Consider the following 14116-nt stretch of genomic DNA (forward strand, 5'->3'; position numbering starts at 1 on the left):
GCGGAGCGGCATACTGACGCGGTGAGTTCCTCCAGTTTCGGCTTCGATATCGGCACCCGGCTCGACGGTGAGCTCGGTCGTACCGGCACCATCCACACTCCGCACGGTGACATCGCCACCCCCGCGTTCATCGCGGTGGGTACCAAGGCGACCGTCAAAGCAGTGCTGCCGGAAGCGATGAAGGAACTCGGCGCGCAGGCGGTGCTCGCCAATGCGTACCACCTGTATCTGCAGCCGGGCTCGGACATCGTCGACGAGGCGGGTGGGCTGGGCAAGTTCATGAACTGGGACGGGCCGACGTTCACCGACAGCGGCGGATTCCAGGTGATGTCGCTCGGCGTCGGCTTCAAGAAGGTCATCTCGATGGACGCCTCGCGGGTGGAGTCCGACGACGTCATCGCCGAGGGCAAGGAACGCCTCGCGCATGTCGACGACGACGGGGTGACGTTCAAGTCCCACCTCGACGGCTCCAAGCATCGCTTCACCCCCGAGGTCTCGATGCAGATTCAGCATCGTCTCGGTGCCGACATCATGTTCGCGTTCGACGAACTGACGACGCTGATGAATACCCGTGGCTACCAGGAGAAGTCGGTCGATCGGACGCAGGCGTGGGCCGAGCGGTGCGTCCTCGAACACGAACGGCTCACGGTCGAGCGCGCCGACAAGCCGTACCAGGCCCTGTTCGGGGTGGTCCAGGGCGCGCAGTACGAGGATCTGCGACGCAAGGCTGCACACGATCTCGAGACCATCACCGGAGAGACCGGCAGAGGATTCGACGGCTACGGCATCGGCGGCGCACTCGAGAAGCAGAACCTCGGCACCATCACCCGGTGGGTGAACGAGGAACTGCCCGAGCACAAGCCGCGTCACATGCTCGGCATCAGCGAGCCGGACGACTTCTTCACGGCCATCGAGAACGGTGCCGACACCTTCGATTGCGTCAATCCCTCACGGGTGGCGCGTAATGCGGCGATCTACGTGCCGACGGGCCGTTTCAACATCAACACCGCCAAGCATCGACGCGACTTCACCCCGATCGACGACAGCTGCGACTGCTACACCTGCGCGCACTACACCAAGGCGTACATCCATCACCTGTTCAAGGCCAAGGAGATGCTCGCCTCGACGCTGTGCACCATCCACAACGAGCGCTTCACGGTCAAACTGGTCGACGACATTCGCGCCTCGATCGAGCAGGGGCGCTTCGCCGAATTCAGGACGGAGTTTCTGGGTCGGTTCTATGCTGCGAAGACTGCGTGAGCTGATCTTCCAGCTCCGAAATACGCTGTAGCAGTTCCTGTTCCCGCTCAGTGGCCTTGCGCTGGTAGACCTCGGACAGCTCCGCGAGGTAATTCGCGTCGTAGCGGGGAATGATGCTGCGGGTGCAGTTCCAGTCGAAGGCCTCGACGTCGATGACGACGCTGCGTTCGCATGTGGCGGCGACGGTCGTGTCGCCGATCCTTCTCAGTCGGTACAACAGTTCGGGATTGTCCGCCGCTTCGACGGTACGGGCCCGCCCGTAGAGCTTGAGACGTTGCCGCAGAGGATAATTCACCAGAAACAGTGCGACGCGGTCATCGTGGTCGAGATTGGCCGCCGTGACGTACTGGTGGTTTCCGGCGAAGTCGGCGAAGCCGAGCGTGTGATCGTCGAGGACCTGCAGAAAGCCCTTCGGTCCACTTCGATACTGGATGTAGGGCCACCCGGTCTCGGCGACGGTGGCGATCTGGAACTGATCCAACGCGCGAATCATGGCCTTCTCGCGAGTGTCGAGAGGCGTCGGGCCGTCGTCGGGACGCTCGGTCTGCGAGCCGTAGGCGGTGTAGCTGCCGTCGACCTTCTGCCGCGCAATCGCGGCAGGGCCGAACATCAAGTGGTGATAGTGGTTGTTCGGCGGCACGAATGAACTCTAGGAGCCTCGGTCTCACACCAGCACGGCGGTGCCGTTGTCTTTGCAGAACAGATCGGAACGACGACAATCGTGCAGGTGTACAGAATCGGAGAGTCCGGCGCGCGTGCCGCGTGGGAAGACGTGACAGCGGTCGGTAATGTCTGAGCCCGAGCCGGCCCTGCACGAGCACGAACCGCACGGTGATCTGTCGGGTCGGCTGAACTGGCTTCGGGCAGGCGTATTGGGCGCGAACGACGGCATCGTGTCCACGGCGGGCCTGGTGGTCGGCGTGGCCGCTGCCACCACCGATCGTGGGTCGCTGCTCACGGCGGGCATCGCCGGTCTCGTCGCCGGAGCGGTGTCGATGGCGCTCGGCGAATACGTCTCGGTGAGCACGCAGCGCGACGCCGAGCGTTCTCTGCTGATCAAGGAGCGGCGGGAGCTGGCCGAGGAACCCGAGGAGGAGTTGGCCGAGCTGGCTGCACTCTACGAAGCCAAAGGGCTTTCGACGGAGACCGCGCAGATGGTTGCGCAGGAACTGACCGACCACGATCCGTTCGCCGCGCACGTGGACGTCGAGTTGGGGATCGACCCCGACGCGTTGACCAATCCATGGCAAGCGGCCGCGTCGTCGGCGGTGTCGTTCATCAGCGGTGCCCTCTTGCCGTTGCTCTCGATCCTGCTTCTGCCTGCTTCGCAACGTATTCCGGTCACGTTTGTTGTCGTGTTGCTGGCTCTGGCATTGACCGGCACCGTCAGCGCGCGCCTCGGTGGAGCGCCGAGTCGCCCGGCGGTGACTCGAATCGTGATCGGTGGCGCGATCGCGATGGCCGTCACCTACGCGATCGGCCAACTGGCTGGAGTGGCCGGGATCTGATCGACCGTCCGGCTGAAGATCGAGGTAACGGGCTTGCGTGCAACGCTGAGATATTTCGTACTCCTAGCGGGCGGCGCGATCGTGTAATACTCTGGCGCTATCAGCCCACGATCTCGAGGACCATCCATGAGCGTCGAAGCCAACACCCGCGCGATAGAGAAAACCGTCGTCACCGATTTCAGCGATCGTATGAGCTACGGCGCGTACCTGGACCTCGACACTCTGCTCAGCGCGCAGAAGCCGGTGAGCACCCCCGAGCATCACGACGAACTGCTGTTCATCATTCAGCATCAGACCACCGAACTGTGGCTCAAGCTGGTCATTCACGAGACACTCGCGGCCCGAGCGGCATTGGACGCCGACGACATCGGAACCGCACTGAAATGCGTTGCGCGAGTCAAGCACATTCAGAAGACGCTGACCGAGCAGTGGTCGGTGTTGGCCACACTCACCCCGACGGAGTACTCGCAGTTCCGCGATTTTCTCGGCAACTCCTCGGGTTTCCAGTCGTACCAGTACCGGGCGGTGGAATTCGTGCTCGGCAACAAGAATGCGGGCATGCTGAAGGTCTTCGAGTCGGATCCGGCTGCGCATGAGCTGCTTTCGACGCTGTTGCATCAGCCGAGCCTGTACGACGCATTGTGGCAGTCGCTGGCGCGGCAGGGGTACGACGTACCGGCATCAGCCCTCGATCGCGACGTCACCGCGGCATACACGTTCAACGAGGACCTGATGCCGCTGATCACATTCGTCTACGAGAACCACACCGAGCACTGGACGGTGTACGAGGCCTTCGAGGAGTTCGTCGATCTGGAGGAGAACTTCCAGCTCTGGCGCTTCCGTCACATGCGGACGGTGCTCCGTACCATCGGAATGAAGAGCGGAACCGGTGGATCGAGTGGAGTCGGATTTCTGCAGAAGGCGCTCGAGCTCACCTTCTTTCCCGAATTGCTGGCTGTGAGAACGGATATCGGACGATGACGCAACGCGTAGACGAACTGGACGCCCAGGATCCACTCCGTAGCTACCGCGACAGATTCCTCGGTATCGACGACCCGTCGATCAGCGCGTATCTCGATGGAAACTCGTTGGGCCGGCCTATCAAGGCGAGCGTCGAACGGATCAACACCTTCATGACCGACGCTTGGGGTGGACGCCTGATCCGCGGTTGGGACGAGCAGTGGTTCGACCTGCCCGTCACCATCGGCGACGCCCTGGCCGACGCCACCCTGGGAGCCGCGCCCGGGCAGACCACGATCGGCGATTCGACGACGGTGTTGCTGTACAAGCTGGCACGGGCGGCGATCGCCATGCGGCCGGGTCGCACCGAGATCGTCATCGACCGCGACAACTTCCCGACCGATCGCTATCTTCTCGAAGGCATTGCGGCGGAATCGAACATGACGCTGCGATGGATCGAGACGGACCGCCGCGGTGGTATCGAACCGGAACAACTCGCCGAGGTGGTGGGGGAGAACACCGCGCTGGTGGTGATCACCCACGTTGCCTACCGGTCCGGCTTCCTCGTCGACGTGGCCGAGGCGACACGTATCACGCACGAGGCCGGCGCACTGATGCTGCTGGACGTGTGCCATTCCGTCGGTTCGGTGCCGCTCGAATTCGATTCCTGGGGAGTGGATCTGGCCGTCGGGTGCACCTACAAGTACCTCAACGGCGGTCCCGGATCGCCCGCGTTCGCGTACGTGCGCAGTGATCTTCAGGGCGAGTTCGTCCAGCCGATCTGGGGCTGGATGGGTCGGGCCGATCCGTTCGAGATGGCGCAGGGTTACGTTCCGGCACAGGGTATTCGACGGGTCATCAGTGGCACGCCCTCGGTGTTCGGCATGATCGCGATGCAGGACACCATCGAGATGATCGCCGAGGTGGGGATGGACGCGATACGCGCGAAGTCCGTTGCGCTCACCGAGTATGCCCTCGAGCTGGTGCGTGAGATGTTGGTGCCGTTGGGAGTGGAGATCGCCTCACCCGAGGATTCGACGCGACGCGGCGGGCACGTCACCATCGACCATCCCGAGTTCGAGGCCATCACCGCTCGTCTGTGGAAGCGAGGTGTCATCCCGGATTACCGCGCGCCACAGGGTATTCGATTGGGCCTGAGCCCACTGAGCACCTCGTATCGCGAGGTGTACCTGGGAATCGTGGCGATCCGTGACGAACTCCGCGCCTAGCACCGCCGGGGCAATTCTCGACGATTTCGACTCTCGTCCGGGCAGCGCCACCTCACTGGTTCGCACGGTGCTCGGGGCGTACGTTCGGCCGCTCGGAGGGTGGTTTGCCATCGCCGACTTCGTCGTGTGGATGGATGCGCTCGGAGTGGCACCGGAGAGTACGCGCATCGCGATGACCAGGCTGAAGAAGAAGGGCGTCGTCGAATCCGATAATCGTGAGGGCCGCACCGGCTATCGCATCACCGAGCAGGCCGACACCATGTTCGCGCGCGGTGACGGTCGGATCTTCGGGTTCCGTCGGATGGCCGACGGCGATCCGTTCCGGCTCATCTCGTTCACCATTCCGGAGACGCAACGTGCCGCGCGCCACCAACTGAGGCGTCGACTCACCGCAATCGGATGCGGAACGGTCTCACCCGGTTTGTGGATCGCGCCCGAATACCTCGCGGGTGAGGCGGGCGACATCATCGACGCGTTGGAGTTGTCGGAATACGTGACGAGCTTCGTGGCCTCCAAGGTAGCGCCACCCGCCACACTGCGTGAGAGCGCCGCCCAGTGGTGGGACCTGGCGGGCATCGCCGCTCGGCATCGGGCATTCCTTGCCGCTCACGACGGCGGGTCGCCGGCCCGGAACCCCCGCGAGGCGTTCGTCACGTTCGTGCCTTTGCTCGACGAGTGGCGTGTCATTCCCTACGTCGACCCGGGCCTGCCTCCGTGCATGACACCGGAGGACTGGCCGGGGACCCGGGCCGTCGCGACTTTCGATGCGGCGCGTGAGCGCTACCTGGAGATCAGTCGGGCATGGGTCGATACGACGGTTCGCGCTTCTTGATGTACGAGATGACGCGATACGTGATCGGCATGACGATGACCTCGGCCAGGGTCTTCCACAGGAATCCGACGATGACGTAGTTGATGAAGTCGGTCCAGGTGCTGATGCCGATGACTCCGGCGGCAATGGAGCAGAAGATCAGGGTGTCGAAGAATTCGCCGACGATGGTCGACCCGATCAGTCGCGCCCACAGGTGCTTTTCCTTGGTGCGTTCCTTGATCTTGACCAGGACGACCGAGTTCAGGAGCTGCCCGACGGTATAGCCGGCGAGACCGGCGAGAACGAGGCGGGGGACGACACCGACGACGGTTTCGAGGGCCTCTTGGTTCTCGTAGAAGGACGCGGCGGGAAGTTCGATGGCGATCCAGAAGCACACCGAGGTGAGCAGCAACGATCCGAAGCCGAGGTAGATCGCGCGGCGTGCGGCCTTGAAGCCGTACACCTCGCTGAGGACGTCGCCGAGGATGTAGGCGAGGGGGAACAGAAAGAATGCGCCGTCGGTGTTGATCGGCAGGATTTGGAAAGGTCCGAGCATGACGTCGGACGAGGCGAAGAAGGCGACACCTTTGCTGGCGGCCACATTCGAGATCAGCAGCGTCGCGACGAAGAGCGCGACGATGGTGGGGTAGTAGCCCCGGCTGATGTGAGCGAATGTGGCCTGCCCAGACTCGGTGCCGCCGTCGGGGGCGGTGTGTTCGGTAGTAGTCACCGCTCGATCCAAGCACCGAGACGACGATGGGCGCGAATCCCGGGTGAGGGATGCGCGCCCATCGAGGCGTATAACCGGTCAGGCGACGCGGCCGCCCACGGTGACGCGGTACGCGTAGGTGCCGGCGATGATCGTGATCGGAATGGTCACCAGAAGACCGATGCCGAGCAGGATCGCGCCGACGATGTTGAGGCCGAACAGGGCGAGCGCGAGGACGAAGATGGTCCCGCCGTTCGATGCGATCGCCTTGGCGCTGGCCTTGATGGCGGGGATCGGCTCGTCGCCGCGGTCGATGACGAACTGGAAGGTCCACCACGTGAAGAACGTGACGACGAGTCCTGGGATGACCAACAAGATGTAGCCGATGCCGGTTGCGATGCCCACGAGGACGCCGGCGATGACGATGGCGAAGACGTTGTTGAACTGGAAGAAGGACCCGAAAGCGGGCTTGATCCCGTCCACCTCGTGCAGAGCGCCGCGGACGAGTGCCGCCTGAATGAGGAGGGCGACGACTCCGACGATGACGCTGAAGATCAAGCTGAGGACGAAGTTGTCGGAGGTCAGCACGAAGTTCAGGACGCCCTGGATGATCGCGGCGATCAGGACGATGCCGATCCAGACGAGGGCGTTCTGCTTGAACTTCTCGAAGCCGTATCCGATGGCGGAACCGACCGACAACTGCGTCGGCATCGGCGACTCACCGAACGACGGAGGCGGCGGGTAGTTGCCCTGTGGAGGCGGCGGGTAGTTCCCGGGTGGTGGGTAGTTGCCCTGGGGAGGTGGTGGGTAACCGCCCTGCGGCGGCGGATAGCCACCGGGGTTCTGTGGATCCTTGTCGGGGTCGTAACCGCCTGAGGTCATCGTGTCCTTCTCCCTCGGGAAGAGTTGTCGCGGTCACTGTACGTCCGATCGATCCCGAGTTGGGTCCCGTCACATTGCAACGTGATCTCGATCGGTTCGTGGATCAGGGATTCGCGGGGTCGAACACCCACGGTTCGCGGGGTACCTGCGTCGGCTTCCACCGCTCGAGTAATTCCTCGGCGTTCTCTACGTCGGGCACACCGAGGGAAGTGGTGATGAGTGCCCACGCGTCGGGTCGTTCGGCTAGCGTCACCGCGCCGTCTCGTTTGGCCAGACGCTTGCCCTCGACGTTGAGCGCGAGGGGAACGTGGACGTACGTCGCGGGGGTGAGGCCGAGGAGCTGAGCGAGGTAGCCCTGTCGCGGCGCGGAGGTGAGCAGGTCGTCGCCGCGCACGATCTGATCGACGCCCTGCGCGCCATCGTCGACGACGACAGCCAGGTTGTAGGCGGGCACGCCATCGGATCGACGCAGGACGAAGTCGTCCACCTGGCCTCGGAACAGCCCCTGCAGCTGATCGACGATGGTGAATTCGGTTACCTGTGAACGCAATCGAATGGCAGGTGGGCGGTCCTTCGCTGCTCTCTGGTTTGCGGTGAGGTCGCGGCAGGTTCCGGGATACGCGCCGTCGGGAGCATGCGGGGCGGAGGCGGCCTGGAGGATTTCCCGACGCGTGCAGAAACACTCGTACGTCAGCCCGGCTGCGGTGAGCGCCCGAATCGTGGCGTCGTAAATTTCTCGACGCTCGGATTGCCGCATGATCGGCCCGTCCCAGTCGATTCCGATGGCGGCGAGGTCGTCGAGTTGCCGCTGCTCCGAGCCGGGTTTGACGCGATCGAGGTCTTCGACGCGCATCACGAACCGACGTCCGGTGGAGCGGGCGAAGAGCCAAGCCAGAAGCGCGGTTCGGAGATTGCCGAGATGCAGATCGCCCGAAGGACTGGGGGCGAAGCGTCCGGCGGGCACGGGGACAACCTTAGGTCGAGTGCCGCAGAAGTTGCTCGAGGTGGAGCAGTGAGGTCGCCTCGAGGTCCGGCGCGGTGAAGTGCTGCGGGTAGGTGGTGCCGGTGCGGTTGATCCAGGCCGTGGACAGTCCGGCACGGTGGGCACCGTCGATGTCCCAGGGGTGGACGGCGACGAGGATGGCCTCGTGGGGTTCGACGCCGCACCGATCGAGTGCGTATCGGTACGACTGTCCGGCGGGCTTCCATGCCCCGGCTTGGTCGACGGACAGCAGCATCTCTGCGTGTTCCAAAACTCCGGCACCGTCGAGCAGTTTTCGAGCAACGCCGACCGCGCCGTTGCTCAGGGTGATCAGCCGAATCTCGAGCGCAGCCAGTGCTCTGATGCCGTCTGCTACGTCGGGATGCACGTCCAGGCCCATGAAGCCGCCCATTATGTGCTCGACGGCGTCGTCGATCTCCCGATTCAGCGCCTCACGTTGCAGCATCACTGCAAGTAGCCCGGATGCGACGTCCGCGAAGGGCTGCGCCGAGCCGGCTGCGGTGAGGGCGAAGCCGTCACGCAGGACACTCGCGAACCACAGTGACGCGAGTTCTGCGGGGGCTCCCACGTCGGTGAAGCGATGCGACAGCGGCGACATGTCGGACAGCGTTTCGTTGACGTCGAAGACGATCACGCGTGGTCGACGCAGCGCAGGCGAGATGTTCGGGTTGTCGGGATCGGTCACGAACTGAGCTCCTTGTGGTGGTTCTCTTTTTCCTGGACAACGACGACGCCGCATTCCCGGAAACGTCGATCGGTGTCGCTTCCGAGATCGTCCATCGCGCCAGTATCGCAGCACGCTCCGGTAGGTAGATGGTTGACAAAGCAACTACTTCGGGTACGGTCGAAGTTGTTGACATCGCAACGACTTGCAGGCCGACGGCGCACGTTGCCGAAGCGCCCGGTGAGACGTCAAGAAGTCACACCCGCCGAGGGCCGACCTGCTCCGCATACCGAAAGGCGTCATCACATGACCAAGATCGCGATCATCTACTACTCGGCAACCGGTCACGGGGCCACCATGGCGAACAAGCTCGCCGACGCAGCCACAGCTGCGGGAGCGGAGGTCCGCGTGCGGCACATCGCAGAGACACGTGACCCGAGCACCTTTGCCGAGAACCCCGCCTGGACGGCGCAGTACGAAGCAACAAAGGATCTTCCGGCTGCCAGCGGCGACGACATCGTCTGGGCCGACGGCGTCATCTTCGGATCGCCGACGCGTTTCGGTAGCACCGCGGGACAGTTCCAGACCTTCATGGACTCGCTCGGTGGCTACTGGGCCAAGGGACAACTTGCGGACAAGGCGTACGCCGCGTTCACCTCCAGCCAGACTTTGCATGGCGGCCAGGAGACGACGCTCACCGGTTTGTACACCTCGCTGATGCACTTCGGCGGCGTCCTGGTCCCGCCCGGATACACCGACGGTCTGAAGTTCGCCGACGGCAACCCCTATGGCGTCAGCCATGTGACCGGGGGCGACAACCAGAACGAACTGGAGGATGCCACGCTTGCGGCCCTCGAGCACATGGCCACCCGCGTGGTCACCGTCGCAACGGCATTGTCGCGGTAAGCAGGACGAGCGGCTCGTAGCTCCATCACTCGGCATCGGGTCACTCAGGGCGGGTTGTGTCCTGGGTGACCCGATGCGATGGATGCGACGAGTTGCTCGATGACCGCTCGCGGGCCTGCCGGTGACGCCGCGTGCGTCAGCAACCCCTCGACGACGAACGTGCTGATGCGGAGCATGGCGTCGGCCGCGTCAACGGACAGGCCTCGGAAAGACCCTCAACCCCTGCGAACTGTGAGATCCGCTCGCCGGCCTGGTACAGAACAACAGCATCGACCGCATACCGAGCGCTTATCGAGTTCGGCCACGTTCTCTGCGAATCGCCCCACTCACGAACTCAATCCGTGACAACAAACCTCGCCCCACGCGGAATCTGCAACCCCGCCGCATCCCCGACCCGCAACGCAGACCCCGCCGCCAACTCAACTTTCACAGTCAGTGACCCCACGGTCACGTCCGCGATGCTGCGAAATCCGGTAGGCCGCAGGTTGGAAACAACCCCACGAATCCCGTTGTCATCCAGAGTGATCAGCTCATGTCGCAATAACAGCACGGCCGGCCCAGCCGGAAGTGAAACCCCGTCGACCTCCAACTCCCCGAGCTCGGAGCGATGCACCCCAACCCCGTCCCACTGACCCTCGATTTCGTTGACCCCACCCATCAGGCGCGACACTGCCAGCGTGCTGGGGCGCGTGTAGGCCGTGGCGATATCGGAGTGATGCTCCAATCGACCGTCGATGAGCACCGCCACCGAATCGGCGAGCACGGCCGCTTCCTGCTGATCGTGGGTGACGAGCAGCAGGGTCTGATCGAGCGTCGAACGTAATTCGCGAACCAGGTCGTGCATCTCGCTGCGCAACAACGGGTCCAGTGCACTGAAGGGCTCGTCCAACAACAACACGCGCGGTGAGCCGGCGAGCGAGCGCGCCAACGCCACCCGCTGAGCCTGCCCGCCCGATACCTCGGACACCGCACGACCTCCGATATCGCCGAGGTGGACCAGGTCCAGGTACTCCCGGGCACGTTCGCGCGACCGCTTGCGACTGTCCCCGGCGGCGCGGTAGGCGAAGCCGATGTTGTCGAGTACCGACATGTGCGGGAACAACATCGGACGCTGGAACACCATGCCGACGCCGCGATTTTCGGCCGCGACGTCGTTCACCTCGTGTCCGTCGATGCGCACCGTGCCGGCAGTGGGTGAATCGAGTCCCGCGATGAGTCGTAGTGCAGTGCTCTTGCCCGATCCCGACGGCCCGAGAATCGCCGTGCACGAACCCGGTGGCACGGTGAGATCCATCGAATCGAGAGCCGCAACCGATTGACCGGCATGGACTTTGGTGAGTCCGTGAACGGACAGTTCGACGCTCATCGTGCACTCCTACGACGCAACCGGGCCAGCATGAGCACCAGCAACAACGGCGGCACCACAGCGGCGACCGACAGTGCAGCCACCACCGAATCGTTGCCGGTCCCGGCAGCGAACGACGCGACGAGAATGGGCACGGTGACCAGTCTGCCTCCACCGATCAGCAGGGTTATCACGTAGTCGCTCCACGCCACGAGGAACGCGAGCAGTGCCGAACCCGCCAACGCCGGAGCCAACAGCGGAATGCGAATCCGTCTCAGCACCATGGCATTCGACGCACCGAGTGTGCGAGCTTCTTCCTCGTAGCCGATGTCGTACGCGCCGAATGCCACTCGCATCAGATACGTCGTGTACGGAATGGCCGCGACGGTCAGCAGAGCGATCACCGCCACCGTGCTCGGAATGCGCGAGCGCAGCACCAGAACGTCGAGCCCCAACGCCACGGCGAACGGGGGTAGAGCCACAGGCGCGAACAGAACACCGGCCACGACAGCAGGAAGGCGCACGGTACCGTTCACCAGGGCGCGAGCGGCCAACGCGCCCAATGGCGTTGCGATGGCGGCGACGGCGAGAGCGAGAAGCGTCGATCGCATGAAAGCATCGGTACCCCCGGCATCGAGGGCGCTGCGGACGCCGTCGAATCCCCATTCCTGGGGAACCGAACCGGGAAACGACCAGCGATTGCTGATGGCCCACAGGACAACCGGAATCAACGGCAGCAAGAACCACAGGACCAGCACGGCCCGGCCGGCGAAAGGAGGAACGCGATTCACTTCCACGCTGCCGATCTGCGCAGATAATGCAGTGCCACCGCGGCCACGACCACCGTCAGAGCGGTGGCGACGGTCGCCGCAGCGGCTGCCTGCGGACGCGTCTCGAGATCGATCGACGTGAACAGGCGAATCGCCATCACCGACAACGGCTCCGGATACGGCCGACCCAGAATACGGGCCACCTCGTACGAGCCGACCGTGTAGGCGAACGCGATAGCCGCCGACGCGATCAACGCGGGCCGAGCCAACGGCAGCGTGACCAAACGGAGCCGAGCCCACCGGCCTGCACCGAGGGTCGCGGCCGTCTCGTCGAATGCTGCTATTCGGGTGGCGAGCGTGCCCGCCACGACGACGGCCACGAAAGCCGATTCCTTCCAGGCGTATTCGAGGACAACGGCGATCCACCACTTCCCACCGACCAATTCCGGCCAGCCACCGTCGGTCATGCCGAGAATGCGGGGCAGCATCCCCGAATCGGCCAGCAACAATGCCATCGCGGCGGCACCGATCAGGTGCGGCACCGTAACCGTCACCCCGGCCGCGACCAACGCGGCGCGTCCACCCGACAGAGCCGTCAGTGCAACGGCCAACCCGATCACCGTGGCCAACGCCGTCGAGACGATGGCAATCGACAGCGTCAGCCCCACTGAGCGCCACAGGTCACCGCCGAGCGCCGAATACGCGCCGACCGACAATTCGGGGGTGCCGACCAACGGCATCAGACCCAGGCTCTGCAGCACCACCGTCCCGAGACCGCCGCCGACGACGAGAACGACCAACACGACGGCAGGCAGCACCGCCGCCGCGCCGCGAAAGCTCTTCGTGGACGCGCTCACTGACCGGCGAGCACGCTTCGACGCCAACCCTCGTCGAGCGGCGAGACCCAGTCCGCCGAGAGTTCGGGATGCGCATCGGCCGACAACTCCTCGTAGGAGGGCAGCACCGTCGAACTCGGCAACGCCTCGAACTGCGCGCGAGACTCCGGCGTCAACCGATCCAGATCGAGAACGGTGAACTGACCCCACACGTCCGGCGTCGCCTTCGCGAGTTGTTGCTCGGGCGACAACGCGAGATTGGCGACCACCTGTGCCGCCGCCGACTTCCCCGACGTCGATGGGATGGCAAGGAAACTCGCATTCCCGACGGTTCCCTCGTCGAGAGTCAGGACGCGAGTCTCCGGCGGGAAGGTGCCGTCGGCGACGAGTTTCGGGAGGGTCGCGGGGCCGTACGTCATGGTCATGTCGACCTGACCGCCGGCGTAGAGGGCGTCGAGCTCGGAGGAGGACTGTGGATACGTCGTGCCTTCGCGCCAGAGTGACGGGGCGAGCTCGTTCAGTCGATCGAACAATGCCGGGGCCAAGCGGTCGTAGGAGTCCTGATCGAACCGAGCGGGAACCTCGTCGACGCCGCCCGAGGCATTGATCAACGCCTCACGCAGAAACACCGATCCGGTGAAGTCCGGGGGAGCGGGGTAAGTGAAGCGGCCCGGGTTCGCGCGAGCCCAGTCGAGCACGCCGTCGAATGTGGTCGGCGGATCGGGGATGGCCGCCGCGTTGTAGACCAATGTGAATTGAGCCTTGTGCCAGGGTGATTCGCAGTTCTCGACCGGTGTGCCGAAGTCGTCGAGCAACAGTGGATCCTCGGGATCGGTCAGTTCCATGTTCGGCAGGTTCTGCGTCCACCCGCACAGCCACGCGCCCGCCTGCTGGCCGGTGCCGAAGTTCGCGCCGTTGACCCACACCAGGTCCACTTCGCCGTCGGTGACCCCGGCCTGCCGCTCGGACAGGATGCGGTTGACGGCATCGGTGGTCGATTCCACCGGCACCCGGCGCAGTGTGACGCCTTCCTCGGCCGCCGCGGGGGTGAGCACATCGTCGACGTAAGCGTTGCCCTGCTCGTCGCCGCCGTACATCCACAGCGAGACGGTCTGCCCCTGTGCCTGCTGTTCGATCTCGCTCCACGACTGCGCCTCGGCGATCGGAGCTTCCGAATCCGGCGCAGCGCAGGCCGTGAGCAGCAGCCCTGCGCTCGCGGCAATCGTCACTGCG

General features: G+C 64.4%; 16 protein-coding genes. 6 read left to right on the forward strand and 10 right to left on the reverse strand.

All coding sequences use genetic code 11. The annotated features are described in order from the left end of the window. The first annotated feature begins 21 nt into the window (after positions 1-21). Positions 22-1260 (forward strand): tRNA guanosine(34) transglycosylase Tgt, encoded by a 1239-nt coding sequence (tgt, locus tag CH306_RS10830; RefSeq protein ID WP_094646608.1) that lies wholly within the window; start codon positions 22-24, stop codon positions 1258-1260. On the opposite strand, the gene CH306_RS10835 is transcribed toward tgt, so the two are convergent. Continuing rightward, positions 1214-1870, reverse strand: a complete 657-nt coding sequence (locus CH306_RS10835) for a pyridoxamine 5'-phosphate oxidase family protein (RefSeq protein ID WP_094646641.1) — start codon at positions 1868-1870, stop codon at positions 1214-1216. The two genes, tgt and CH306_RS10835, sit on opposite strands and share 47 nt — an antisense overlap. A gap of 178 nt (positions 1871-2048) precedes the next feature. Between CH306_RS10835 and CH306_RS10840 the strand changes: the two genes are divergently transcribed. From CH306_RS10840 to CH306_RS10855, 4 genes are all read left to right on the forward strand, one after another. Then, a complete protein-coding gene (locus tag CH306_RS10840) occupies positions 2049-2768 on the forward strand; it encodes a VIT1/CCC1 transporter family protein (protein ID WP_094646609.1) in 720 nt (239 codons plus the stop codon). A gap of 126 nt (positions 2769-2894) precedes the next feature. After that, on the forward strand, positions 2895-3749 hold the full coding sequence (locus CH306_RS10845; protein ID WP_094646610.1) for a tryptophan 2,3-dioxygenase: 855 nt from the start codon (positions 2895-2897) through the stop codon (positions 3747-3749). After that, positions 3746-4957, forward strand: a complete 1212-nt coding sequence (locus CH306_RS10850; protein WP_094646611.1) for a kynureninase — start codon at positions 3746-3748, stop codon at positions 4955-4957. Before CH306_RS10845 ends, CH306_RS10850 begins: the two co-directional genes overlap by 4 nt. Continuing rightward, on the forward strand, positions 4938-5789 hold the full coding sequence (locus CH306_RS10855; protein WP_094646612.1) for a PaaX family transcriptional regulator: 852 nt from the start codon (positions 4938-4940) through the stop codon (positions 5787-5789). Before CH306_RS10850 ends, CH306_RS10855 begins: the two co-directional genes overlap by 20 nt. On the opposite strand, the gene CH306_RS10860 is transcribed toward CH306_RS10855, so the two are convergent. The 4 genes from CH306_RS10860 to CH306_RS10875 all read right to left on the reverse strand — a co-directional run bounded on the left by CH306_RS10860 (position 5749) and on the right by CH306_RS10875 (position 9047). Then, positions 5749-6498 carry a queuosine precursor transporter gene (locus CH306_RS10860; RefSeq protein WP_032395329.1) on the reverse strand — a complete coding sequence of 250 codons (750 nt, stop codon included), beginning with the start codon at positions 6496-6498 and terminating at the stop codon, positions 5749-5751. The two genes, CH306_RS10855 and CH306_RS10860, sit on opposite strands and share 41 nt — an antisense overlap. Before the next feature lie 78 nt (positions 6499-6576). After that, entirely contained in the window at positions 6577-7359 is a 783-nt protein-coding gene (locus tag CH306_RS10865) for a hypothetical protein (protein ID WP_094646613.1), read from the reverse strand. Between the two features lie 103 nt (positions 7360-7462). Then, positions 7463-8323 (reverse strand): tRNA glutamyl-Q(34) synthetase GluQRS, encoded by an 861-nt coding sequence (gene gluQRS, locus CH306_RS10870; protein WP_094646614.1) that lies wholly within the window; start codon positions 8321-8323, stop codon positions 7463-7465. A 10-nt stretch (positions 8324-8333) separates the two neighbouring features. After that, complete coding sequence (locus CH306_RS10875; protein ID WP_256981130.1) at positions 8334-9047, reverse strand: haloacid dehalogenase type II; 714 nt, start codon at positions 9045-9047, stop codon at positions 8334-8336. A 285-nt stretch (positions 9048-9332) separates the two neighbouring features. Between CH306_RS10875 and wrbA the strand changes: the two genes are divergently transcribed. Beyond that, a complete protein-coding gene (gene wrbA / locus CH306_RS10880) occupies positions 9333-9932 on the forward strand; it encodes an NAD(P)H:quinone oxidoreductase (protein ID WP_032395327.1) in 600 nt (199 codons plus the stop codon). 44 nt (positions 9933-9976) lie between these two features. Here the strand turns inward: wrbA and CH306_RS10885 are convergent, their stop codons facing one another. The 5 genes from CH306_RS10885 to CH306_RS10905 all read right to left on the reverse strand — a co-directional run bounded on the left by CH306_RS10885 (position 9977) and on the right by CH306_RS10905 (position 14112). Continuing rightward, positions 9977-10108, reverse strand: coding sequence for a hypothetical protein (locus CH306_RS10885; protein WP_256981131.1), 132 nt, complete (start codon positions 10106-10108; stop codon positions 9977-9979). Positions 10109-10266: 158 nt separating this feature from the next. Continuing rightward, on the reverse strand, positions 10267-11298 hold the full coding sequence (locus CH306_RS10890; RefSeq protein ID WP_094646616.1) for an ABC transporter ATP-binding protein: 1032 nt from the start codon (positions 11296-11298) through the stop codon (positions 10267-10269). Then, positions 11295-12068 (reverse strand): ABC transporter permease, encoded by a 774-nt coding sequence (locus CH306_RS10895; protein ID WP_094632092.1) that lies wholly within the window; start codon positions 12066-12068, stop codon positions 11295-11297. Before CH306_RS10895 ends, CH306_RS10890 begins: the two co-directional genes overlap by 4 nt. Continuing rightward, positions 12065-12904, reverse strand: coding sequence for an ABC transporter permease subunit (locus CH306_RS10900; RefSeq protein WP_094646617.1), 840 nt, complete (start codon positions 12902-12904; stop codon positions 12065-12067). Before CH306_RS10900 ends, CH306_RS10895 begins: the two co-directional genes overlap by 4 nt. After that, complete coding sequence (locus CH306_RS10905; protein WP_256981132.1) at positions 12901-14112, reverse strand: ABC transporter substrate-binding protein; 1212 nt, start codon at positions 14110-14112, stop codon at positions 12901-12903. Before CH306_RS10905 ends, CH306_RS10900 begins: the two co-directional genes overlap by 4 nt. Positions 14113-14116 lie beyond the last annotated feature (4 nt).

It is taken from the genome of Rhodococcus sp. 15-725-2-2b (assembly GCF_002259075.1).
Lineage (GTDB): Bacteria > Actinomycetota > Actinomycetes > Mycobacteriales > Mycobacteriaceae > Rhodococcoides.